Annotated in this window: 21 protein-coding genes, 2 tRNA genes and 1 other RNA gene; 2 read left to right on the top strand and 22 right to left on the bottom strand. The window is 62.5% G+C overall.

Translation table 11 applies throughout. From position 1 onward, the window contains the following. The first annotated feature begins 60 nt into the window (after positions 1–60). Positions 61–1,014 (top strand): zinc ABC transporter substrate-binding protein, encoded by a 954-nt coding sequence (locus DBW_RS02775; protein WP_066723887.1) that lies wholly within the window; start codon positions 61–63, stop codon positions 1,012–1,014. Between the two features lie 33 nt (positions 1,015–1,047). On the opposite strand, the gene DBW_RS02770 is transcribed toward DBW_RS02775, so the two are convergent. Genes DBW_RS02770 through DBW_RS02725 form a run of 10 tightly spaced genes read right to left on the bottom strand, consistent with a single transcriptional unit; the run spans position 1,048 to position 10,924 of the window. Further along, on the bottom strand, positions 1,048–1,710 hold the full coding sequence (locus DBW_RS02770) for a potassium channel family protein (RefSeq protein WP_066723885.1): 663 nt from the start codon (positions 1,708–1,710) through the stop codon (positions 1,048–1,050). 14 nt (positions 1,711–1,724) lie between these two features. Then, on the bottom strand, positions 1,725–3,107 hold the full coding sequence (locus DBW_RS02765; protein ID WP_066723882.1) for a TrkH family potassium uptake protein: 1,383 nt from the start codon (positions 3,105–3,107) through the stop codon (positions 1,725–1,727). 2 nt (positions 3,108–3,109) lie between these two features. Then, positions 3,110–3,484: a hypothetical protein gene (locus tag DBW_RS18370; RefSeq protein WP_157471721.1), complete on the bottom strand. Its 375-nt coding sequence runs from the start codon at positions 3,482–3,484 to the stop codon at positions 3,110–3,112. Between the two features lie 38 nt (positions 3,485–3,522). Beyond that, positions 3,523–3,816: a hypothetical protein gene (locus tag DBW_RS02755; RefSeq protein WP_066723872.1), complete on the bottom strand. Its 294-nt coding sequence runs from the start codon at positions 3,814–3,816 to the stop codon at positions 3,523–3,525. Positions 3,817–3,818: 2 nt separating this feature from the next. Beyond that, positions 3,819–5,318: a TrkH family potassium uptake protein gene (locus tag DBW_RS02750; protein ID WP_066723869.1), complete on the bottom strand. Its 1,500-nt coding sequence runs from the start codon at positions 5,316–5,318 to the stop codon at positions 3,819–3,821. Beyond that, a complete protein-coding gene (locus DBW_RS02745) occupies positions 5,318–5,983 on the bottom strand; it encodes a potassium channel family protein (protein WP_066723866.1) in 666 nt (221 codons plus the stop codon). Before DBW_RS02745 ends, DBW_RS02750 begins: the two co-directional genes overlap by 1 nt. Continuing rightward, the gene (locus tag DBW_RS02740; RefSeq protein ID WP_066723863.1) at positions 5,980–6,429 is read right to left on the bottom strand and encodes a potassium channel family protein; all 450 of its coding nucleotides are present in this window, start codon (positions 6,427–6,429) and stop codon (positions 5,980–5,982) included. The genes DBW_RS02745 and DBW_RS02740 overlap by 4 nt, the downstream gene beginning before the upstream one ends. A gap of 3 nt (positions 6,430–6,432) precedes the next feature. Further along, positions 6,433–7,098: a response regulator gene (locus DBW_RS02735; protein WP_066723860.1), complete on the bottom strand. Its 666-nt coding sequence runs from the start codon at positions 7,096–7,098 to the stop codon at positions 6,433–6,435. After that, the gene (locus DBW_RS02730; RefSeq protein ID WP_066723857.1) at positions 7,091–8,959 is read right to left on the bottom strand and encodes a sensor histidine kinase; all 1,869 of its coding nucleotides are present in this window, start codon (positions 8,957–8,959) and stop codon (positions 7,091–7,093) included. The genes DBW_RS02735 and DBW_RS02730 overlap by 8 nt, the downstream gene beginning before the upstream one ends. 60 nt (positions 8,960–9,019) lie before the next feature. Then, positions 9,020–10,924: a potassium transporter Kup gene (locus DBW_RS02725; RefSeq protein ID WP_066723854.1), complete on the bottom strand. Its 1,905-nt coding sequence runs from the start codon at positions 10,922–10,924 to the stop codon at positions 9,020–9,022. A gap of 317 nt (positions 10,925–11,241) precedes the next feature. Here DBW_RS02725 and DBW_RS02720 point away from each other — a divergent pair, with 317 nt between their 5' ends. After that, positions 11,242–11,502, top strand: coding sequence for a hypothetical protein (locus tag DBW_RS02720; protein WP_066723851.1), 261 nt, complete (start codon positions 11,242–11,244; stop codon positions 11,500–11,502). A 46-nt stretch (positions 11,503–11,548) separates the two neighbouring features. On the opposite strand, the gene DBW_RS02715 is transcribed toward DBW_RS02720, so the two are convergent. The 12 genes from DBW_RS02715 to DBW_RS18715 form a co-directional block, all read right to left on the bottom strand. Continuing rightward, positions 11,549–11,624 (bottom strand) — tRNA-Asn (locus DBW_RS02715). A gap of 54 nt (positions 11,625–11,678) precedes the next feature. Next, positions 11,679–12,269: a GTP-binding protein gene (locus tag DBW_RS02710; RefSeq protein ID WP_066723848.1), complete on the bottom strand. Its 591-nt coding sequence runs from the start codon at positions 12,267–12,269 to the stop codon at positions 11,679–11,681. A gap of 14 nt (positions 12,270–12,283) precedes the next feature. Beyond that, on the bottom strand, positions 12,284–12,784 hold the full coding sequence (locus tag DBW_RS02705) for a roadblock/LC7 domain-containing protein (RefSeq protein ID WP_066723845.1): 501 nt from the start codon (positions 12,782–12,784) through the stop codon (positions 12,284–12,286). Positions 12,785–12,943: 159 nt separating this feature from the next. After that, on the bottom strand, positions 12,944–16,528 hold the full coding sequence (gene nifJ, locus DBW_RS02700) for a pyruvate:ferredoxin (flavodoxin) oxidoreductase (RefSeq protein ID WP_066723843.1): 3,585 nt from the start codon (positions 16,526–16,528) through the stop codon (positions 12,944–12,946). An 80-nt stretch (positions 16,529–16,608) separates the two neighbouring features. Further along, a complete protein-coding gene (gene recR, locus DBW_RS02695) occupies positions 16,609–17,208 on the bottom strand; it encodes a recombination mediator RecR (protein WP_066723841.1) in 600 nt (199 codons plus the stop codon). 191 nt (positions 17,209–17,399) lie between these two features. Beyond that, the gene (locus DBW_RS02690; RefSeq protein WP_066723839.1) at positions 17,400–17,714 is read right to left on the bottom strand and encodes a YbaB/EbfC family nucleoid-associated protein; all 315 of its coding nucleotides are present in this window, start codon (positions 17,712–17,714) and stop codon (positions 17,400–17,402) included. Between the two features lie 123 nt (positions 17,715–17,837). Further along, positions 17,838–19,532 (bottom strand): DNA polymerase III subunit gamma/tau, encoded by a 1,695-nt coding sequence (dnaX, locus tag DBW_RS02685; RefSeq protein ID WP_066723836.1) that lies wholly within the window; start codon positions 19,530–19,532, stop codon positions 17,838–17,840. Positions 19,533–19,597: 65 nt separating this feature from the next. Beyond that, an RNA gene (gene ffs, locus DBW_RS02680) (signal recognition particle sRNA small type) lies at positions 19,598–19,696 on the bottom strand. Positions 19,697–19,740: 44 nt separating this feature from the next. Continuing rightward, positions 19,741–19,828: transfer RNA gene (locus tag DBW_RS02675), tRNA-Ser, on the bottom strand. A 260-nt stretch (positions 19,829–20,088) separates the two neighbouring features. After that, positions 20,089–21,015: a hypothetical protein gene (locus DBW_RS02670; RefSeq protein ID WP_066723833.1), complete on the bottom strand. Its 927-nt coding sequence runs from the start codon at positions 21,013–21,015 to the stop codon at positions 20,089–20,091. An 18-nt stretch (positions 21,016–21,033) separates the two neighbouring features. After that, positions 21,034–22,404 carry an SEC-C metal-binding domain-containing protein gene (locus tag DBW_RS02665; RefSeq protein ID WP_066723830.1) on the bottom strand — a complete coding sequence of 457 codons (1,371 nt, stop codon included), beginning with the start codon at positions 22,402–22,404 and terminating at the stop codon, positions 21,034–21,036. Between the two features lie 131 nt (positions 22,405–22,535). Then, entirely contained in the window at positions 22,536–23,855 is a 1,320-nt protein-coding gene (locus tag DBW_RS18715) for an SEC-C metal-binding domain-containing protein (RefSeq protein WP_066723827.1), read from the bottom strand. Positions 23,856–23,879: the final 24 nt, after the last annotated feature.

Here is a 23,879-nt window from a genome sequence, read left to right as displayed (position 1 = left end):
TGCAACAATATAACATAATAATTTGCCGACATCCTGCCATCCTTTTTCAAGGAGATTCCCATGCCCGCCCCCCACCTTCGCCTCCTGCTGTTGCTGGCCCTCTTCACCCCGGCGGCCAGCGCCGTTGCCGCGCCGCAGGTGGTGGTCACCATCAAGCCCCTCCACGCCCTGGTCGCCGGCGTCATGGCCGGGGTCGGCACACCGACCCTCCTGATCCCCGGCGCCGGGTCCCCCCACAGCTACAGCCTGCGCCCCTCCGACGCCCGCGAACTGAGCCGGGCCGATCTGGTGGTCCGCATCTCGGAAGATTTCGAGACCTTTCTCAACCGCCCCCTCGCCACCCTGGCGGCAAAGGCACGGGTCCTTTCTGTCGCTACCCTGCCGGGGCTCAAGCTGCTGCCGGCCCGGGAAGGCGGGGTCTGGGAGAGCGCCGCACACCACGGCGAAGGGACCGGGGCGGATCGCCACGGTCACGGCGAGCTGAACCTGCACCTCTGGCTCGATCCGACCAATGCCGAGATGATCGTCGCCGGGGTATCAGCTCTGCTTGCCGAAATCGACCCCGGTAACGCCGAGAGCTACCGCGCCAATGCCGGCCACCTCCGGCAACGGCTGACCGCTCTCGACCAGGAGCTGCGGAAGCAGCTGCAAGCGGTCGCCGGCCTCCCCTATATCGTCTTTCACGACGCCTTCCCCTACTTCGAGGCACGTTACGGCCTCAGCCCCGCCGGCGCCATCAGCGTCAGTCCCGAACGGACCCCCGGCGCCCGCCGCCTCAGCGAAATCCGCAACCGCATCAAACAGGTCGGGGCTCGTTGCGTCTTCAGCGAGCCCCAGTTCGAGCCGCGACTGGCGACCCTCCTCACCGCAGGGACCGGTGCCCGCACCGGCATCCTCGACCCCCTCGGCGCCGACCTTGCGGCCGGGCCCGAGGCCTACTTCACGCTGCTGCGCACTCTCGCCGCCAACCTGGTCACCGGCCTCTCTCCACCAGGAACCGGGCCCGGCAAATAACCCGGTGCGCGCTGTCGACCGGAGGGAAACCCGCTACTTCCGGACTTCCAGCGCCTTGTCGATATCGTCGGTTTTCCCGAGAATGACCAGGATGTCGCTGTCCTTGATCTGATAGGTCGGGGGCGGGGCCGGGATGAACTGGTCAGTCAGGACATCCTTGATGGCGATGATGGTGAGATGGAATTTTTTCCGCAGATCGAGGTCGATCAGGGTCTTGCCGAGGAAATGTTTCGGGGGAGCGGTCTCCGAGAGCGAGTAGTCTTCCGCGAGGGGAATGAATTCCAGGACATTGGGGCTCGACAGGTTGCGGGCAGCGCGGATCGCCATGTCCTTTTCCGGATAGATGACATCGGTGGCGCCGACCCGGTCGAGAATGCGACCATGGTCTTCGCTGATCGCCTTGACCACAATGCGCGGCACCTTCAACTCTTTGAGATACAGGGTCATCAGGGTCGAGAGGTGGGAATGCTCGCCCGTTGACACCACGACCGCGTCCATCTCCTGCACACCCTGCGACGCCAGGAAATCCTTGTTGGCGGCATCCCCCAGAATGGCGTAGTCGCAGACATCCTTGACCGCCTGGACCTTCTCCTTGTCGGTGTCGATCGCCGTCACCTCGTGCCCTTCCGCGTACAGGGTGGATACGATGTGATATCCGAAATTGCCCAGGCCAATGACGCAAAACTTCTTTTTCATAACGGTTTTTCCCCTTATCCGATCATGATGTTTTCTTCGGCGTAGCGCGGGGCATGCCGCCGGACACGCCCGGCGATGGCGAAGGCCATGGTCAGAAGACCCACCCGGCCGACGAACATCAGCAGGATGATGATGAGCTTGCCCATGGGGTTCAGCTTGGCGGTCGCCCCGATCGACAAACCGACGGTACCGAAAGCGGAGAAGGCCTCGAAGGTGTAGCCCAGAAATTCCCGCATGTTTTCATGGGCAAGGTCAGAGCTTTGGACGATCATCAGGCCGAAGAGCGCCAGGGCAATCAGGATGATGGCAAGCAGCACCAGGGCCAAGCCTTTGGTAATCACCTCCTCGGGAATGGTGCGCCGAAACAGGCTGGTATGCTGGTTCCCCTTGAGCCGGCTATAGAAAATCGCGAAGAAGAGCGCCATGCTGGTAGTCTTGACGCCCCCCCCCGCCGATCCCGGCGACGCCCCGACAAACATCAGGAAGATGACCAGGAAGACGGTCGGCGCGCGAAACGCATTCAGATCGATGGTGTTGAACCCAGCGGTGCGGGCAGTGACCGACTGAAACAGGGCGGTCCAGAATCCCTCCATGAACGGCATGCCGGCGAGGGCATTCCCCCCCTCCAGCCAGGCGATCATCAGCGCGCCGTAGACGATCAGAAACGAACTGGCGACCAGCACGATCTTGGTGTGCAGGGAAAGTTTCGGTCGTTGCGAGCGTTTCAGGGATCGCGTTCTGCCAACCTCGATCAACTCCCGGATGACCAGAAAGCCGATCCCGCCGAGAATGATCAGCGCCATGACGGTCAGGTTGACCAGCGGGTTGTCGCGGAACCCGACCAGGCTGTCGGAAAAGAGCGAAAACCCGGCGTTGCAGAAGGCGGAGATGGAATGGAACAGGGCGCTGTAGATCCCGTCCCAGAAGCCGAGAACCGGCACAAAGGCGAAAGCGAGCAGCAGTGCCCCAACCGCCTCGATTCCCAGGGTGAGCAGAAAAATGCCCCGGATCAGCTCCCGCCAGGAGCTGACCGGGGAGTGCATCAGGGTCTCGTGGATAATCCAGCGCCCCCGGCTGCTCACCCCGACCTTCAGGTAAATGAAGAGGTAGACCGAGAAGGTCATGATCCCCAGCCCCCCGATCTGGATCAGTACCAGCACGACGCATTGCCCGAAAAGGGTGAGTTTGGTCCCGGTATCGACCACGATCAGCCCGGTCACGCATTGGGCCGAGGTCGCGGTGAACAGGGCATCGAGCAGCGAGAGGGGCGTGCCATGGGCCGCCCAGGGGGTGGCCAGCAGCAAGCTGCCGATCAGTATGGCCAGGGCATAGTAAAAAACCAGCGCCTGGGCCGGCGAGAGGTTTTTTATTGTTTTGATCACAAGGGAAGAGTTCATGCCTACTTGGAGTCCTGTTTCGGGCGGTTAAATTCGACCCCGGAGAGGATCAGATCCCCTTTAATCACCATCATGTTAATCTTGTGGCCAAGTTCTCTGAATTGATGGTTGGCCAGAGGAGAAAATTCCACCTGATACTTGGTTGAGGTGGTCTGACGCCCCTGTTCCAGTGTTTCACGTATCTTTTCGATCATGACCCGTGGTTCTTGCAGAGCCTGATGAAAAGGGGCGTTTCCATGGGATTCAATCACTCCTAAAAGATGGTCCGCCTGGGCTAACTGACCCAAAGCATCATGCAGACGGCCGAGTCCGTGCAACCGTCCTGCGTCATAGACGAGCTGACGGATTTCCACCATAGGAAGGAAGTAGTATTTCAAATGAACTACCCCGCAGCAAGCTACGGGGTATCAACAGCCTACACCCTTAGTAAAAATCGCGCAGCAAGCTGCGGGGAATTGAACCCAACTTTTGATTCAAATAATGCACTTTGAGCCTCCAGAAGCTTTTTCGATGCATCTTCTTGCTTACTATTCTCAAGATCTTCTTCGACCTGATGGATCACCTTGAGCGCTTTGGAGACAGAACTTTCAAGGGAGCTGTAGCTGGTCGGCTCCAGCACTGGTAGCCAGGGTCCGCTGTTCTGATCTGATTGGCAACCGTTCAGAAGCAGTCCAAAAAGACAATATAGGACAAACCGATATACAGCCATCTTTATTCTCCCTTGTGTGCCGATCCCATCATGGCCGCAACGTTGGCAACAAGCCGGCTCAGCCCGATAAATATCACAAAAAACTCCAGACGACCGAGAATCATGCCCAGGGTTTCGGTCCAAAGCAGGCCTGCGGGGGCGGTGGCAGAGGTCACCCCGACCGACAGTCCCACCGTCCCCAGGGCGCTGGCGAACTCGAAGAGGCTTTCCTTCAATGAATAGCCATAGGCGGTAAGGACCCCGGTTCCGCCCGCCAGGGTCGCCAGGTAGAGAAAGGCGAAAGTCGCCAGTTGCCGCAACTCCCCATCGCCGAGAAAGCGGGGGGTGTCCCCCACCCAGACATCCGGCATGGTCACCGCTCCCCGCGGCAGCAGCATCCGTTTTCCTTCCCAGAGCAGGGCCCGGTACAGGGCGTAGACCCGGTACTGCTTGAGGCCGCCGGCAGTGGAGCCGGTGCCGCCGCCGATGAGCATCAGCACAATGAGCACCAGCCAGCCGAGACCGTTCCAGTCGCCGTAGCCGACGGTGGAGAAACCGGTGGTGGAGAGGGCGGTAACGACCTCAAAGATGGCGACCCGCAGTTGTTTGCCGAGGGTCGGGTAAAGCCCGGAGGTCACCCCGAAAAGAACCACCAGCGCCAGCGTCGGGAGGAGCAGGGCCTGTAGCCGGATCTCACCGTTTCGCCCCACCGCGCGGAACTTGCCGTGCAGCAGGGCATAACTGGTGACGAAGTTCATGGTGCCGAGCAGCATCAGCACCACGGTGGTCCCCTCGACCAGGGGACTGTCCCAGTAGCCGATCGATTCGGGGCGGGTGGAGAAGCCTCCGGTGGAGATGGCGGCAAAGGCATGGTTGATCGCATCGAACCAGCCCATTCCGGAGAGCATCAGGGCCAGCCATCCACAGAGGACATAGCCGCTGTAGATGGTCACCACCAGCTTGGCCGAGCGGCGCACATTTGGCACCAACTGATCGGCGCGCCCCTCGGCCGCGCTCAATCCGGTCCCGGCAGGACCGGCCAGGGCACTCAGCATGATCACCGCAAGTCCCGCCCCGCCGGCGAGCTGCATGACGCTGCGGTAGAGGAGCAGCAGGCGCGGCGCGGCGGTCACATCGACCACGGAAAGCCCGGTGGTGGTCCAGCCGCTGGTCGACTCGAAAACCGCCTGGGTGAAATTCAGGCCGCCGACCGCCATAAAGGGGAGCGCGCCGATAACAACCGCAGAAATCCAGGCGAGGAGTACGACCACAGCCCCTTCCTGCAGCGTGAGGCTTTCACCACCCCGTGGCAGGCAGACCCGCCACAGCGCCCCGCCGATGGCAATCAGCATCAGCCCGGGCGCAGCCAACCCCCAGGCCACGGCCAGTTCCCCGGGGAAAGCCCCCAGCAGCAGGCAGGGTGAGAGGATCAACCCCCCCACCAGGACATCGATCAGCCCGACATAGCCGAGCAGAATCCGATAGCGCCCACGCAGAAAGCGGGCATAACGAGGATCGCTCATCAGCTCTCTTCCCCGGTCAGCAGGCGCAGGACCTGATCGTAGCAGTCGGGCTGACTGATGACAATCAGGCGATCCCCCCCCTGCAGGCGGGTGCTTCCGCGCGGTACGATCACTTCACCCGCGCGGATGATGCCACCGATCAGTGCACCCTCGGGAAACGCGATGCGCTGCAGTTCCCGCTCCACCACCGGGGACTCGGCCCGCAACGCTACCTCCGACACAGTGACCTTCCCCTCGGCGACCGGAATCAGGCTGGCAATCTCCTCGAAGCCGGCGCGTTCCTCGATAATCCGCGCGATGATCTGGGTAGCGGAAAAGGCCACCGAAACGCCGAGCTGGCGAAAGACCTCCTCGTTTTCCGGATCGTTGACCAGGCCGACGGTCCGCGGCACCCGAAACATGCGGCAGGCGATCTGGCAGACGGCAAGATTGTCCTGATCCCTCGGCGTCAAGGCCAGCACCACATCGGCGCGGCGGGCCCCGGCCTCTTCCAGGACGCCGGGGTCGCTGCCGTCCCCATGGAGCACGGTCGCCCGGACCCGTCGGGACAGCGTGCCGGCCTGGCCGTGATCCGCGGTGACGATGGTGGTCGTATGCCCCTTGCTGGCAAACTGCCGGGCAAGAAAGTAGAGAATCTTCCCTTCACCGACCAGAATGACCCTCATGATTCCCCCTCCCGGCACTCCCCAAGGGCGGCCAGCAGGGCTTCCGCCGAAAGCTTGGTCGGGCTGACCGTCTCGATGCCGAACTCCCGGTAGATGGTCTCCCGGCGCGGATCGAAGACCCGTGCCATCACCCGGGGCACCTTGAAGACCTCATGGGCGACCTGGGCAACCATCAGATTGACGTTGTCGTCCTCGGTCACCGCCAGCAGGCAACCGGCCTTGTGCACCTTGGCGGCCTGCAGGACCTCCATCTCTACCGCATCGCCGGTGATGCGGAAGCCGCTGAACTCCGGAGCCAGCAGGGCGAAGGCGGCCTCCTCCCGATCGATGACGACCACGCTGCTCCCCACCTGGCTCAGCTGGCCCGCCAGGAGCGAGCCGAGCCGGCCGCAACCGACCACCACCACGTACTGAAGCCAGGTTTTCCCTGGGTGTTTCGCGGTCATGGCTTACTCCTGTCCCAGTTCCACCCGGCCCGGCTTCCCTTCGACCAGGCGGGTCAGGTTATGGCGGGCCGGCGCAAAGGCAGGATCGAGTTCCAGTGCCGCCCGGTAATATTTCTGCGCCTCCAGGGGGACGCGCTGTACCTCGCTGAAGGCGCCGAGCAGGTTGAAGGCCTCGGGTCGGGACGGATCTGCGCCGATAGCGCGGCGGGCGTGTTCGATGGCGGCGTCGAACCGGCGCTCGCTGACGCATTTCTTGGCCAGGGCGATGCAGCTGTCATAATCCGCCGCCGCTTCGGGCAGCTCCCGGCGGGCGAGGATGCGCCGCACTGTTTCCCGCAACTCTTCGGGAGAGAAGGGTTTTTCCAGAAAATCGATAGCGCCGAGCTTCATCGCTTCCACCGCGTTACCCACCGTGCCATAGGCGGAGACGATCACCACCGGCACCTGGGGGTGTTGTTCACTGACCGTTTGCAGCACGCTCATGCCGCCGATGCCGGGGAGCCTGAGATCGAGGAGCAGCAGATCGAAGGACTGCTGCTCCAACTGCCGCAGCGCTTCTTCGCCGGTAGTCGCCGCGACCACTTCATACCCCTTCGGCTCCAGGGCATGACGTACCGTCATCAGTATGTTCTTTTCATCATCGACGATCAGAATCTTCAATTCAGGCATCTAGAGCCTCCCTGTTCGGTTTTAATCCGGCGCCGGGCGCCGCTTTGAGAGTGAAGGTAAAGGTACTCCCTTTACCGGGGAAGGATTCGACCCAGATATTGCCGCCGTGGGCGCGGACGATCTCCCGGCAGATCGCCAGGCCGAGGCCGCTGCCCCCCTGGTGGTCGCCTTTGACCTGGATAAATTTCTCGAAAACCCGCGACTGGTACTCAACCGGGATGCCGGCGCCGTCGTCGCAGACGCTGAGATAGAGCCACCCCCCTCCCTGCTCGGCGCGCATCCGGATATGGCCGCCCCGCGGAGTATAGCGCAGGGCGTTGGAAAGCAGGTTGCTCAACACCCAGGTGATCTTGTTCGGGTCGGCCAGGGCAGGTGGCAGATCGTCCGGGACGGACTGTGTTAGCTCGATGCCGGCCGCCTGGGTCTGGGACTGGAAGGCCACAAAGGCCTTTTCGATCAGAACCGTGGCCGCCACCGGCACGATTTCCATCTCGATGCGTCCCGATTCGATCCGGGAGAGATCGAGCAGATCGGCGACCAACGCCCGCAGGCGTTCGGTCTCCTCGCGGGCAGCAAGCAACAACTCCCGCTCGCGCGGGGTTTTTCCCGTCGACTCTTCTTCCAGCAGAGCGATGCTCATGGCGAGGCCGGTCAGCGGGGTTTTCAGCTCGTGGGAGGCAGCGAGCACGAATTCGCTTTTGAGCCGTTCCAGTTCCTTGAGGCGGGTGACGTCCTGCAGCAGGACCACCACCCCCTGCACGGTCTCTCCCCCTTCCGACTTGACCGGGGTTACAGTGGTGCGGAAAAAAAGCTCCGCCCCCTCCTTCTCCATCCGCAGCAGGCCTTGATCCTCTCCGGACTCGGGGGTGGTGCCGCTGGCGGCGGTCTGCTCGACTCTTTCGAACAGTGCCTGGTCGCGGATCAGGTCGAAAAAGTGCCGGCCGGTCGCCTCGGCGTGCGATCGACCGGCGATTTTGCACGCCTCCGGGTTGATGGCCGTGACCCGCAACTCCTCGTCGACCACGATCAGGCCATCGCCGATACTGCGCAGGATCGCCTCCCCCTTGCGCTTTTCCTGGACCAGGCGGCCGACATTGAGTTCGTGAAAGGCCTTGAGCTTGTGGCTCATGGTCATGATACGGCGGGCCAGCTGGCCGAGTTCGTCCCGCGACGCAACCTCCAGTTTGACCTCGTAGTCCCCCTCGGCAATCCGTTCGGTGGCTTGTGACATGGCCGAAAGCGGGCGCATCAGGATGCCGGAGAGAAGAATGCTGAAAAAGAGGCCGAGCCCGCCCGTCACCACGCCGATCCCGGTCATGTAGACGATGGTCCGCCGCGAGGTTTGGTGCGCGCGGGCGGAAGCCTCGACCATCGCCTGCTGGTTCATCTCGCGCAGGGCCAGGCAGGCATCCCGCACCTGCTGAAACTGCAGGAGCATCGTTTCATGGTAATACCCTCCCGCCTGCTGCCGGCCGGCGGGAAGGAACTGCGAAATCCGCGCATAGCTGGCGAGATAATCGCGATAACCGGCAGCGATCGCCGCGATGACCTTCTCCTCTCCGGCGATGGTGATGTTCCCCCGGGCCCGGCCCAGCCAGCCCGCGAATTCGACCTCGTTACCCCGGAACTGGGCGCGCCCCTCTTCCTCGTAACCGAGCAGCAGCAACAGGACGGCGCTGTCCTGCCGTTCGATGAAGTCGATCATGTTCTCGGCGGCGAGGATGCTGGCGAAGTTCTCCTGCAGAATTGCCTCACCCGCCCGGCCGAGCAGGAAGAGGCTCGCCACCGCCCAGCTCCAGACCACGATCATGAGGATCAGCAGGATCGCATAACCGCCAAGGATTTTGGTTCGCAGCTTCATTTGCTCTCCCTTCGCCTTCCCCCAGCTGTCCCCGCTGCGATTGAGCAGCGGGACGAGCCCTTAGATTTCGAGCTGGGCCCCCAGTTCCACCACCTGGTTCGGCGGCAACCCGAAAAAGAAGGTGGAGTTGCGCGCATTACGCGACATGAAAATGAAGAGATGCTCCCGCCAGCGCGCCATGCCGGGCCGGCTGGTGGAGATGAGGGTCTCACGGCCGAGGAAATAGGTGGCCTGTGCTGGATCGAACTCCCAGCCGTCGAGGGCAATACGCGAGAGTGCCCGGGGAACATCCGGGTTTTCCATGAATCCGTAATGGAGAATGATCCGGTAAATCCCCGCGCCGAGCCGTTCCGTCGAAGTCCGCTCCCGGCGCGGAACGTGGGGAATTTCTTCGGTGATGGCACTGAGGATGAGCACCCGTTCGTGCAGCACTCGGTTGTGCTTGAGATTGTGGAGCAGCGCCGAAGGCGTTCTTTCCGGGTCACCGTTCATGAAAACCGCCGTACCCGGAACCCTGGTCGGCGCGGCGGCATCCAGGTTTGCCAGGAAAGATTCCAGCGTCGTGGTGGTGCCACGAAGCCGCTGCATCAGCAGCCGCCGCCCTCTTTTCCAGGTGGTCATGGCGGTAAAGACGAGTGCCGCCACCAGGATCGGGAACCAGCCACCATGGGCGATCTTGAGCATGTTGGCGCCGAAGAAGGCGAGGTCGAAGACCAGAAACCCGGCGCTGAGAACGGCGGCCAGGAGCACCGGCCAGTGCCAGCGATGCACGGCGACGAAGTAGAACAGCAGCGTGGTGATCACCATGGTGGTGGTAACGGCGACCCCGTAGGCTGCGGCGAGGTGACTGGAAGAGCGGAAGCCGAGGACCAGGCAGATACAGGCGGCCATCAGGGCCCAGTTTACCGTCGGCAGGTAGATCTGGCCCATCTCCCGGGCCGAGGTGTGCTCGATATCGAGGCGCGGGCTGTAGCCCAGCTGAATCGCCTGCCGCGTGAGGGAGAAAGCGCCCGAGATCACCGCCTGCGAGGCGATCACGGTCGCCAGGGTTGCCATGACGACCAGGGGATAGAGCGCCCAGTCGGGAGCCATGTGGTAGAAAGGGTTGATCACCAGTTCCGGCTGCCGGATCAGCAGGGCGCCCTGGCCGAAATAGTTGAGGAGCAGCGCCGGCAGGGCCACCGCGAACCAGGCCAGCCGAATGGGGCGGGTGCCGAAGTGGCCCATGTCGGCATAGAGCGCCTCGCCGCCGGTCACCACCAGGAAGACCGACCCCAGGACCAGGAAGCCGAGCCCGCCGTTCTGCAGGAAAAATTCGAGCCCGTACCAGGGGTTGACGGCTTTGATCACCCCCGGCTGCCGCAAAATCTGGTGGATGCCGAGAGCGGAGAGGACGACGAACCAGACCAGGGTGATCGGCCCGAAAATGGCCCCGACGCCGGCCGTCCCCTTGTGCTGGAACCAGAAGAGCCCGACCAGGATGGCGACCGTCAGCGGGATGATGTAGGGATCGAAGAGCGGGGTGGCGACTCCCAGCCCCTCGACTGCGCTCAGCACCGAGATGGCCGGGGTAATCATCCCGTCCCCGTAGAGGAGAGCCGCCCCGAACAGCCCGAGCAGGATCAGGAGCAAACGCCCCCCTTTGGCCTGCGCCTGCAGCGGCGCCACCAGGGCAGTCAGGGCCAGGATGCCGCCTTCCCCGTGGTTGTCGGCCCGGAGGATGAAGACCAGGTATTTGAGGGAGATCACCAGGACCAGCGACCAGAAAATCAGGGAGAGGACGCCCAGGATATTGGCGGGGGTCACCTGCAGCAGGTTGTGCTCCCCGAAGCACTCCCGGATCGCGTAAAGGGGGCTCGTGCCGATGTCACCGTAGACGACACCGGTGGCCGTCAGGGCGAGGGTCAGCAAGTAGCGGCCTTTTGGTTGATCGGGGCGCTGCGGATCCGATTCCTCGGTTCTCATTTTGTCTCCGGATGGTCCCGGCTGCAGGGCAATTCCGGCTGAAACCCGCCGAGCGACCAGACAGGAGCCGATGTGGGTCCACCCCACCAGGGCCAAGCTTATCCGTCAAACAGCTAGTGGCGCTCCCGAATCAGCCAGGAACGGCCGGCAGCCAGCCCGGTGTTCCCACGGCTTTGCCTTGTCGCAGCCCGTGACTGCCGTGAAAAGTCGGTAATTTTTCCTGTGCAAATTTACCGGGGAACGAATAAACACGAAGTAAAAATGCTCGGGCCGAGGATAACTGAATTTGGCCCGTATGGGAATAGCCGGAAAAACATTTGGCAAAACGCGATGCCAATATCGGACTGATCAAAAGCCGGATGGCCCTGAACGACGGCCAGAGCTGCAACGCAACGGGTATCGACGCGGTGCTGAAGCCGTTAGGTCGAAAGGAGCCGGCGCCCACCGACATCAGGCACAGCGGCAGGACATTCTTGATTCTGCTGGTTGCCGTGAGGCGGCGGATAGAGGGAATCAGGAGAGGGGCAGGAATTGCGGATCAGGGGGAGCTCTGCGGCACTGACAGGGATGGTTCATAAAGCAAAAGTGGGCGTCCGCGAAGGAGTGCCCACTTTTGGGGATAACTGGCTCCCCGGGCCGGATTCGAACCAGCGACAGGGTGGTTAACAGCCACCTGCTCTACCGACTGAGCTACCGGGGAATGATATGACAGGGACGGAATATAAGGGATTGCCCGGGGGCTGTCAAGAACTTTTCAGCTGCCACCCTTCTTCAGATCGACGAGGATCAGCTTGGCCACGGCCTTAAGGGTTTCGAAGACCCCCTCGCCGGTGGTGGCACAGGCTTCGAATTCGGGAACGCCGTCCGGGTTGAGCAGGGCGCGCAGCTCTTCAACCGGGGTGACGTTGGGGAGGTCGCGCTTGTTGTACTGCATGACGAAGGGGAGCTTCTCGAGCTGGTAGCCCTGCTCCTCCAGGTTGACCTTGAGGTTTTCGAGGCTCTCGATGTTGGCGTCAAGCCGCTCCTCCTGGGAATCGGCGACGAAAACGACCCCGTCCACCCCCTTGAGGATCAGCTTGCGCGAGGCGTCGTAGAAGACCTGGCCGGGAACGGTGTAGAGGTGAAAGCGGGTCTTGAAACCGCGAATCTCGCCAAGGGCAAGGGGAAGGAAGTCGAAGAAGAGGGTCCGCTCGGTTTCGGTGGCGAGGGAGATCATCTTCCCCTTGGCTTCCGGAGAGGTCTTCTGGTAGACGAACTGCAGGTTGGTGGTCTTGCCGCAGAGGCCCGGCCCGTAATAGACGATCTTGCAGTTGATCTCGCGCGAGGCGTAGTTGATAAAAGACATGAACGCCTACCCCATCACTTGAAAAGATTATCGATATCGTCGTCGGTGATTTCAGCGAAGGGGCTCTGGGCATGTCCGCCTTTGGCCTCCTCGGCGGTCTTTTTCGCCAGATCCTCAAAGATCGTGGCGAGTTCGTCGCTCGCTTTCTTGACCCGCAGCCGCACCAGCCCGAGGGAGGAACGCTGGTCGAAGATGACGACCAGGATCACCCGGCTGGCAACGATGGAGATATGCAGGTTGTCCTTCTCCCCTTCATGGAAGAGGATGGAAAATTCTTTTTCGCCGAGCAACTTGGCGAGACCACCGGTAGCGGCAATATTCCCCGCGGTCAGCGAAGCGAGGCTGGTCGTGTCGAGATGCTCGGTTTCGCCGGTCGCCGCGATCAGCTGGCCGTTCTTGTCGACCAGGAAGATGACCTTGGCGTTAGCCTCGCGCAGCAACTTCTCGATGACAACGTTGATGCGCTTGAACTCTTCGTCATACATGACGAAGGATGAGGACTGGGGACCGAACATACCGTCGCTCCTTGGAAGGAATTGCACACCCGTGCCGTTATAGCATCGTTCCTGCCAATTATCAAGGCATTTGGCCCGGTTGCCGGGCATGCCGAGCGCACCAAAAAGTAGAGCTCCCGACGTCACCGCCGGGAGCTCTCCAGCTGTCACCGCAAGAGCTTACTTCTTGCCGCAGTCGGCCTGCAGCTCGGCCAGCTTCTTGTAGAGGTCGTAGCGGGTTGCCACGTCCTTGGCCGAAGCCGCCATCAGCGCATCCGCCTGCTCCGGGTTGGCTTTTTTCAGGACCCGGAAGCGGTTCTGGTTCTTGGCGAAATCTGCAAAGCTGATGCTCGGATCCTTGCTGTCCATCTGCAGGGGATTCTTCCCTTCCGCCGCCAGGCGGGGGTCGTAGCGGAAGAGCGGCCAGTGACCGCAGGCGACCGCTTCCTTGCAGTTGTCCACCGCCTTGGTCATGTCGATGCCGTGGGCGATGCAGTGGCTGTAGGCGATAATCAGCGAAGGACCGGGATAGGCGTCGGCTTCGGTCATCGCCTTGACCACCTGGGCCGGATTGGCCAGGGAGACCCGGGCCACGTAGATGTTGCCGTAGGTCATGGCAATCATCGACAGGTCCTTCTTCGGCATCGCCTTGCCGCCGGCGGCAAACTGGGCGACGGCGCCGAGCGGCGTCGACTTGGAGGCCTGACCGCCGGTGTTGGAGTAGACCTCGGTGTCGAGCACCAGCACGTTGACATTGGCGCCGGAGGCAAGAACATGGTCAAGGCCGCCGTAGCCGATGTCGTAGGCCCAGCCGTCACCACCATGGATCCAGACCGACTTGACCACCAGGTAGTCGATGTTGACCAGGAGCGGCTTGGCGGTCTCGTGGGTGCAGGCAGCAAGAATCTTTTTCAGCTGCGCGACGCGGCCACGCTGGACTTCGATCCCTTCCTGGGTCGACTGGTCGGCATCGAGGAGCGCCTGCTTGAGCTCCAGGGTCCCCTCACAGGCCTTGCAGCCACACTCCTTGTTGCGCTCGAGGAGTTCCCGGGCATAGGCGCTGGTCTTGTCGATAGCGAGACGCATGCCGAAACCGAACTCGGCGTTGTCCTCGAAGAGGGAGTTGCTCCAGGCCGGTCCGAGGCCGTCCTTGCGCTTGGCCCAGGGGGTGGTCGGCAGGTTGCCGCCGTAGATCGAGGAACAGCCGGTGGCGTTGGCGACGACCATGCGATCGCCGAAGAGCTGCGAGCAGAGCTTGACGAAGGGGGTCTCGCCGCAGCCGGCGCAGGCGCCGGAAAACTCGAACATCGGCGGCAGCAGCTGGCTCCCCTTGACGGTGGCACGGTTGAAGAGGGCCGGGTCTGTGTCGGGCAGGCCGAGGAAGAAGTCGAAGTTGGCCCGTTCCTTTTCGCGCAGCGGCGCCTGGGGCGTCATGTTGATCGCCTTGACGTTCTCGTCGGTCTTGCTCTTCGCCGGGCAGTTGTAAACGCAGGCGCCGCAGCCGGTGCAGTCCTCCACCGCGACCTGCAGGGTGAAGAGCTTGCCGTCCATATCCTTGCCCTTGGCTGCACAGGACTTGAAGGTCTCCGGGGCGCCCTTGACCGCCGCCTCGTCATAGATCTTCATGCGGATGGTGGCATGGGGACAGACGAAGGAGCAGATGCCGCACTGGATGCAGAGGTCTTCTTTCCAGACCGGGACGTTGACGGCGATATTGCGCTTTTCGACGCTGGCGGTGCCGGTCGGGAAGGTGCCGTCGGCCGGCATCGCCGACAGGGGGAGCTTGTGGCCGAGACCGTCGATGATCGGGCCGAGGGTGCGCTGGACCGCCTCGCTGCAGCTGGACCACTTGCCGACCTGCATTTCGATGGCGCTGTCGGCGCTGGCGGGGACGGTCACGGCCTCGATATTCTCGAGGGCGGTATCGACCGCCTGCTTGTTCATGTTGAGAACCTTCTCGCCAGCCTTGCCGTAGGACTTGACGATGGCGTCCTTGATTTCGATGATCGCCTGCTCCAACGGAATGATGCCGGAGATCTTGAAGAAGGCGGTCTGCATGATGACGTTGATGCGGGCGCCGAGGCCGAGCTTCTCGCCGAGGGCAATGCCGTCGATGACGTAGAACTTGAGGCCCTTGTCGATGATCTGCTGCTGCACCATCTTCGGCAGGTGCGCCCAGACCTCATTCTTGTTGTAGGGGGAGTTGAGCAGGAAGGTCGCGCCCTGCTTGGCGTTCTTCAGCATGTCGTACTTCTCGAGGAAGGAGAAGTTGTGGCAGGCAACGAAGTCGGCCTGTCCCTCGTCGAGCAGATAGGTGCAGCGGATCGTCTGCTTGCCAAAGCGCAGGTGCGAGGTGGTCATGCTGCCGGCTTTCTTCGAATCGTAGACGAAGTAGGCCTGGACCTGGTTGTCGGTGCAGTCGCCGATGATCTTGATCGAGTTCTTGTTGGCGCCGACGGTGCCGTCGGAGCCGAGACCGTAGAACATGGCGGCATAGCCGCCGAAGGGGACCTGGTAATTGGCGTCGAACTTGAGGCTCTTGCCGGTGACGTCATCGTTGAAACCGACGATGAAATGGTTCATCGGCTTGTCGAGGAGCATGTTGTCGAGCACCGCCTTGCACATGCCGGCGTTGAACTCGAAGGAGCCGAGGCCGTAGCGGCCGCCGACGATGCTCGGATACCCCTGGAAGCTGGTGAAGCCGTCGACCATCCCTTCGCCGATGGCGGTACGCACCGCCTGGTAGAGCGGCTCACCGATGGAACCCGGCTCCTTGGTGCGGTCGAGGACGGTGATCTTCTTGACGCTCGCCGGCAGGGCCTTGCAGAACTGCTCGGTCGGAAACGGGAGGAAGAGGCGGATCTTGATCATGCCGACCTTTTCCCCCTGGGCGACGAGATGGAGGATCAGCTCTTCCATCGCCTCGCAGCCCGAACCCATCAGCACCACGACCCGCTCGGCCTGGGGATGGCCGACATAGTCGGCCAGCTTGTACTGGCGGCCGGTGAGCTTGGCGAACTTGTCCATCTGTCCCTGCAGAATGCCGGGCACCTTGTCGTAATAGGTATTGACCGTCTCGCGGCCGTGGAAATAGACGTCGGGATTCTGGGCGGTGCCACGCAGCACCGGGTGGTCCGGCGAGAGGGCGCGAGCGCGATGGGCGGAGACCAGATCGTCATCGATCATGCTCTTCATGTCCTGCATGCTCAGCTCTTCAACCTTCTGCACCTCGTGGGAGGTCCGGAAGCCATCGAAGTAATGGAGCACCGGCACCCGCGACGCGAGGGTGTTCGCCTGGGCGATCAGGGCGAAGTCCATGACCTCCTGGACGTTGTTGGAGCAGAACATGGTCCAGCCGGTCTGGCGGCAGGCCATGACGTCGGAATGATCGCCGAAAATCGACAACGCCTGGGCGGCGATGGCGCGGGCCGAAACATGGAAGACGGTCGGGGTCAGCTCCCCGGCGATCTTGTACATGTTCGGAATCATCAGCAGCAGGCCCTGGGAGGCGGTAAAGGTGGTGGTCAGGGCACCAGCCTGGAGTGCGCCGTGAACCGCGCCGGCGGCGCCGCCCTCCGACTGCATCTCGACGACCTTGGGGATCGTGCCCCAGATATTCTTCTGGCCGACAGCACTCTTGGCGTCGGAAATCTCCCCCATGACCGAGGACGGGGTGATCGGATAGATGGCGATCACCTCGTTGGTCGCATGGGCGACATGCGCCGCTGCGGTATTGCCGTCAATACAAACTTTCTTACGCGACATGAACTCCTCCTTTTAACGTGGCATTGCTGCTGGTTCCGTTATCAATACGGTATCCGGGCGACGGCTGCTGCCAACCGCGGCTATAGATCCCGGCGCCCTTCGACGGCCCTGTGCACCGTCGCTTCGTCGACATATTCAAGATCGCTCCCCATGGGGATGCCATAGGCGAGACGCGTCACCCGGACTCCGAGCGGCCGCACCAGCCGGGCGAGATAGAGCGCCGTTGCCTCCCCTTCGACACTGAAGTTGGTGGCAACCAGCAACTCCTCGACCCCACCCCGACCGATCCGTTCCAGCAGACCGGCGATGCGCAGCTCCTCCGGCCCGACACCATCGAGGGGCGACAGCGCCCCATGCAGGACATGATAGCGGCCGCGAAAGGAGCGGCTGCGCTCAATGGCGATCAGATCCTGCGGCTCCTCGACCACGCACAACAGGCGCTCATCCCGGCCCGGGTCAGTGCACAGAGAGCACGGGTCGGTCTCGGTGATATGGTTGCAGACCGAGCAGAAACGAATTTTTGCCTTGAGGTCACAGATAGCTGCCGCCAACGCTTCCGCCTCCGTCTGCGGCTGGCGCAGCAGGAAGAAGGCAAGGCGGCTCGCCGTCTTCTGGCCGACCCCCGGGAATTTGGCAAGCTCCGCCACCAGACGGGCAAAAGACGGGATGGAGTCTAGCATGATGACAAGGAAAAATCCATTTTTTAAAAAGTCGTTCTATTATTTTAAGGGCATCAAATAAGTCGCAGGAATCTTATACTGTTCCTAAAAAAAGCGCCAAAATTGGTCAGACCACAAAAAAGCAATACCACAGTTTCAAAGAGCGAATCAAGGTTTTATTGTATACACCGATCGCCCCGGCCATCCCCCGCCTAGAAGAGCCCGGGGATATTCATGCCACCGGTGATTTTGCCCATCTCCTGCTGCATCATCTCCTGGCTCTGCTTGATCGCCTCGTTGACGGCGGCGACCACCAAGTCCTGGAGCATCTCCACATCGTCCGGATCGACCACGCTCTTCTCGATGTGCAGCGACAGCAGCTGCTGCTTGCCGTTGACGACTGCGGTCACCATGCCGCCGCCGGCACTCGCTTCGACCTCGCGCGCGCCAAGTTCTTCCTGCATCCGGGCCATCTTCTGCTGCATCATCTGGGCCTGCTTCATAATGTTGCCGAGACCTTTGGACATTGGTACAACCTCCCGAGTAGTGTGGAATGGCGCCGGCACGGCGCCCGCTAAGGATCAGACCTGGCACCTTGCCGCAACGGGCAGGCACCGGAACTGGCGGCGACGGCGGGATGCCGCCGCGCTTCAGACAAAACCCTTGTCGATGGGCCGGACCTCCTCCACCTGGGCGCCGAAGATCTCCTCGGCGGCCTTGACCAGCGGATGGGCCAGAGCATCCTCGCGCAAGCGCCGCTTGCGGTCCGATTCCCGGGCCTGACGCTCGGCGGCGAGCGAAGGCGGGGCCTGGCCACTGGCAGCGTCAACCGTCGCCACCTTGAGCCGTACTTCGCTGCCGAAATACTCCGCCGCCAGCTCGGTCAGGGCGTCGAAATAGTCGCGATCTTCGAGCTGGGTCAGGGAAAAAGAGCCCTTGGGCAGGCCAATCTGCACCAGCGGCAGCTCGAGGGTGAGGAGACTGGCCTGTTCCAGGATCGCTGCAATCACCGGCCGGCGCCGCGCCTTGACGAACTCGACCAGCCCCGGCCAGCTCCTATCCCCGCGGGGGGGAGCGGTCGGGGCCGGGGCCTTTTTTCCGGGAAGCCCCTCCCCGGCCCCGTCTTCCCGGGCTGGCGGAGAAACGGAAGGGACGGCGGTGGTTACCGGGGCCGGCTTGGCCGCCGGGAGTCCCCCCGTTGCCAGCCGTCGTTCCAGCTCCTCGAGCTTGCGCACCAGGGTGGCGACATCGCGGGCCGGGGTCAGATTGGCGAGACGGACCAGGGCCATCTCCAGGACCAGGCGCGGGAAGCCGGAGGCGGGAAGCTCCACCTCGGTCCGCAGCAGCAGGGTCAAGGCCCGCTGATGATCTTCGAGGCTGCCGAGCTGGGCCAACTCGCGGAGTTCATGGAGCTCGTCCCCCGTGGCATCAAGTAATTCACCCGGTTCCTCGACCACCTTGACCAGGACCAGCGCGCGGTAGAGTTCGACCAGTTCCTGGCAGAACTGGCGGAAGGAGTACCCCTGGTTGTCGACCCGGCGCACCGCTTCGAGGACCTGGCGGCTGTCGCGGCGCAACGCCCCTTCGGCCGCATCGAAAAGCAGCCGGCGGTCCACCATGCCGAGCAACCCCTGCACATCGTCGTCGGCCACCTGTTCGCCGCAGAAGGCGATCACCTGATCAAGGGTCGAGAGCGCATCGCGCATGCTCCCCTCGCCGCGGCGGGCTACGAGCGCCAGGGCGCGGTCGGAGATTTCGATCTGCTCGGCGGCGACGATTTCCCGCAGCCGGGAGGCGACCTGCGGCAGCGGGATCTTGCGGAAATCGAAGCGCTGGCAGCGGGAGAGAATGGTGACCGGAATCTTGTGCGGCTCGGTGGTGGCGAAAATGAATTTGGCGTGGGCGGGGGGCTCCTCCAGGGTCTTCAGCAGGGCGTTGAAGGCGTTAATGGAGAGCATATGGACTTCATCGATGATAAAAATCTTGAAGCGCGACCGCGATGGGAGATAGCGGATATTGTCACGTAGCTCCCGCACGTCGTCGACCCCGGTATTGGAGGCGCCGTCGATTTCAAAGACGTCGATCCCCTGGCCGGCGATGATCTCCTGGCAGCTCGGGCAGACGTTGCAGGGGGTGGCGGAGAGCCCCTCCTCGCAGTTCAGCGCCTTGGCGAGGATGCGGGCGGCAGAGGTCTTGCCGACGCCGCGGGCACCGGTGAAGAGGAAGGCGTGGTGGACCCGGCCGCTGCGGATGGCGTTGCCAAGGGTCTGGCTGACGTGTTCCTGGCCGATCAGGTCATCGAAGGTCTGCGGGCGCCACTTGCGGGCCAGTACCAGGTACGACATGCAAGGAGTCTCCGTGGTAGGCAATGGGGAAGATCGGAAGGCAAATAAAAATTGCCGGCACAAGTGACAGCCAGGCACCCCCGCGGCACACGGCTGAGGCCATTACCGCTGCTCCCTTCCGGGCCTGACGGGGTTCACGACCGTCCGTTGCGCGGGACCCGGCTGTCACTTCTGTCGGCAATCAATACCGTTGGGGGAAATGTAAAACTGGCGGAGAGGGGGGGATTCGAACCCCCGGTACCTTGCAGTACACATGATTTCCAATCATGCACCTTCGGCCTCTCGGTCACCTCTCCGCAGGTTGGGTAGGATACATCAGGGGTGGGGACGTGTAAAGATTTTTCTGGGTGCCCGAAAGCGGCATTTCTACCCGTTTTGCCGGGGCTTGTCAACTCACTTTTGCCGGTCCGGCGAACAGCCCCTCAACCGCAGAAGACAAGGACTTGATGTGGCCCGACCTGCCTACGCTCCGGCCGATGCTGCCGGATGGCAATCCTTAACAGGGATCGTCCTGAGCAGACCTTCTTTCATGGCCTGGCACATGGAAACAGGATCTTCACGGCACAGCAGATCGACCAGCGCCCCGCATCCTCTCCATGTACCGCTCGAACATGAATCCGTTCAACTGCCGCATTCGCCGCCGCACCCGCACCAGCTCCCGGTCGTCGCGAAAAGTGGTGCGCAGGTACTCGGCATAGCGCAAATCCTCGAACCAGAGCCGCGCCGCCGGCAGGCTCCGGAAGGAGTGCGCCGCTTCCAGGGCATCGACGAAAGCGGCGCGGTCGGCCGCCGGCTCCTTCAGCGGCAGACCGAAGACTCCCTGCAACCAGCCCCAGACCGGCAGCCAGGCCGGCAGATCCGCCGCTCCGATGTCGTGGTCCTCGCTTTCCAGCGACAGGAGCAGGTCGTGCATCTGCGGGTTTTGCAGCATCGACAGATCCACTTCATGCGGACCTTCGAGAAAGGCGGCGAGGAAGACGCTCATGGCCCGGTCCGGATCGCCCAGTTTGGTCATGGCATCACCGCGCCAAGCCAGAAAGCGCCTCCGCTCGCCGATTCCGACTTCCAGGGCGCGGGCGAGCCAGCACTCGGCTTCAGCGAACCTGCCGACGGCCAGCAACAGGGTGCCGATATGGAATCGCGGGGGGATGTAGATCAACTCGGGGGATGGGAGCTTCGACAGGTCAGTGACCAGCAGCTCACGCAGGCCGGCGGCGATCGCTGCAGGCGTTTGCGGCGTCAGCTCCTGCCAAAGCTGGTGGAGCCTTTCGCTCCCGGCAGGTTCAGCATAAAAGCGCAAAAGCCTCTCACGCCACCCCGCAACCAGGCCCTGCAATGTGAGAATTTCGATGTCCTCCGGCGCATCTGCCAGCAGTTCCCCATAGATAGCGAGGGCTTCCTCCAGGCGCAGGGCGTGCAGCAGATCGCCCGCTTCGTTGAGACGGATGGTCCGGCGGTTGTCGCAGAAGAGATCGAGCTGCATGAGGTCATTCCGGCGTTGTCAATCGGCATCCCGTTTGAGGCCGAGCCGCTCCCAGAGGAAGCCGAAATCGAAGGGCTCGCCCCTCTGGTCGCGGACCCGGCGGGCCTCCTGCAGCTCGTAGGACTTGAGGAGCTCGATCACCGCCTGGCGCCCCTTGGCCGAACGGATTGCCTGACGCGGGGTCTTGTCGCCCAGGGCCGGGATCTTCTCCTCGGTCCAATTGGCGTAGAACTTTCGCAAATAGTCGTGCACCATGGCCGTCATGGCTTCCGGCGGAATTTGCGGCTGGGGCCGCTCGGAGGCCGCGGCCATCGCCTTGGGGGAGCGCGGATCAACCACTTCCCGACTCTGGTGACGCAGTGCATTCCCGGCGATCCTCTCCAGCCAGGCGCGGGCTTCGTCGGCCAGTTTCAGGGTGCGGCAGAAGACCGTCAGGGTTTCCGGCTTTGCCAATGTCAACGAGGCTCGCGCCCTGCGCCGCTCATCATCCAGCTCCGTGAAGCGGGTCCACCCTTCGGCAGCGCCTCCCTCGACGTCGGGCTGCGCCGCCAGGGCCGCGGTCAGGGCCGCCCGGTCTTTCACGACATAACGGTCGGTCGTCGCCAGGATCGGCTCGCCGGTAGAAGCGTCTACCACCTGGGGCAGCGGCCGCTCCGTGGTCAGGGAGTCGAGCCAGTGGAGAGTGATCAGCCCGCCGACCACTTCGCGGGCGGTTTCCGAATCCCGATCCTCCCCCGCCATCTCCCGCAGAATTTTATCCCTGCAGGTCAGCCCCTCAGCGCGGACAAAGGGATAGGCCGCCCCGGAGAGGACCCAACCGCTCTCCTGTCGCACCAGCCGCGCGCCAAACACGTCCCAGCGCACCAGGGATCGGGACGCCCCGCGCTCATCGACCCAGACCGCCGGCTCATCCGGGAGCAGCAGATCGACCAGCAGCAGCCCTTCTCCCGCCTTCGCCTCCCGCACCTCGTAGAGACTCAGACGCCGTTCGCCCAGCCGCCGCAGCCAATCCTTGCCGGCCGCGGGGAGGAGCGGACCGCCGGGACCGAGCAGCAGCTCGCGTACCGGCACCCTCTTTCCCTTGACCTCGATCCGAGCATCGGCCAACGTCCACTCGCCGATGTTGACCTGCAGCATCTCCTGAAAATGCGGCGACAGTGCGCTCAAGGCGTGCAAATTCACCTGCTCCGGGTCTCCGAAATAGTCAATCCGTACCGCTTCGGCAATCTCTTCCGGATAGTGTTGCTCCAGCCAGTCCAGCGCCCGGGGCGTCGCACTCATCTGCTCGCGCTGCCGGGCGGCGAACTGCCCGTCCTTGTCCAGGCAGCATTTCTTGTATTTTTTGCCACTGCCGCAGGGACAAGGCTCGTTGCGACCGATAATGCTCATAAAACCTCATCTGAAATTGCTTCATGTTGCTCAAAAGATGGAGCGCTGCCAACAAACAGAAAGGCTTCTTCGAAGGTGTCGTAGGACACGCGAACGAATCTCCCCTTCGGCGAGGGCTTCGAATACCCTGCTCAAACGATCCCTGCCCACGCTTGCCGCACCGCAGGTGCCAGTGCGGGATCGCCTGAACCCTTTTCAAGGACCCGGACCAGCGTCTCGATCAAAGTAGCCAGGGGCCGCAATCCCCCGCGGGACTTGTCCAACTCTTCCACTTCCCGCTCTTCGAGAAAATCGTTCCAGGCCGGCAGATGCTGCGCCAAAACGGCAACAGCATGGTACGCGTTGCAAAACAGGTGCAACTGGTTTGCAATAAAGCGGTCCAGGGTGTCCGGGTCAGGACATAGAGGGTGTGCCGTCCCCTTCGTTGGCGGTTTCGGGCCCCTAAACCTCCCGCCAAAGCGAGAACGTTTGGGGGCCTTCAACTCGCCGGCCTCCCGTCTGGATAGGTAATGGTAGATTTCCCGCCCGGCCAGCAGACCGGTGATCCAGGGAACACCATGCACCCGGTTCAGGTAGCCGGTAAAAGAGGCCGTCAGAAAGGAGAGCCGCTCAAGATCGAGACAATTCTTCTCATCCAGCAGGGCCTCCGCCGAGACCCTCCGCCGCCCGGCCAGGTGCTCGGCATAAGTCCGCAGGTTCTCGACATCGATCTCCGGCAGGATCTCCTCCACGACCAACCGTAGAGCGTTGAAATCCGCCTCGGTCGCACCAGCTTCCACCCAGGCCAGGACCTCGCAATCGATCAGCCGCGAGGCAATATCCCCCGCAACCCAGGACATCAAACCCTCGGCCTTCTCGACCAAAGGCAAGGCCAAGCGCAGCCCCTCGGTCAAAACCTTGTGCTGACCATGATAGGCGAGCAGATCGATGGTGCTGCAGTAGACATCGATGTGCCGGTCGGGCTGCCGGGATGCCTGCAGAAAATATTCACCGATTTCGCTGGTGTCGTTCAGGGCCAAGGCGTTGATCAGAAAATAGTTGACGAAATAACCCATATTCTGTTCCCAACAGTCGGCGCGCTGCCGACGCAACGCGCCGAGACAGCGGTTAACCTCCGGGCGCGACTCCTCGCCGGTGGCCGATTGCTGCAGCAGCGCGACAAGATCGAACACATCATCCTCAATGCCTTGCTGCTCGTGCAGCACCTCGCGGAGCATGGTGAGGCGCTCATCAAAACCGGCCGCTTCAAACCGGGCATAAAGCTTGGCCATATAGGGATCGACGGCCTCCTCTTCGGGCTCGACCTGTAAATCATCATCGGGTGCCATAGGAACAGATCCAAGCGCCTCTCGCTCGTCGCGCCTGACGGCTTCATCCTTGTCCAGGCAGCATTTCTTGTATTTTTTGCCGCTGCCGCAGGGGCAGGATTCATTGCGTCCGGTTTTGGTCATTCTACACTTCCTTTTTTCTTTTTC

The organism is Desulfuromonas sp. DDH964, assembly GCF_001611275.1.
GTDB lineage: Bacteria > Desulfobacterota > Desulfuromonadia > Desulfuromonadales > DDH964 > DDH964.
This window is presented reverse-complemented; position numbering and strand designations above follow the sequence as displayed.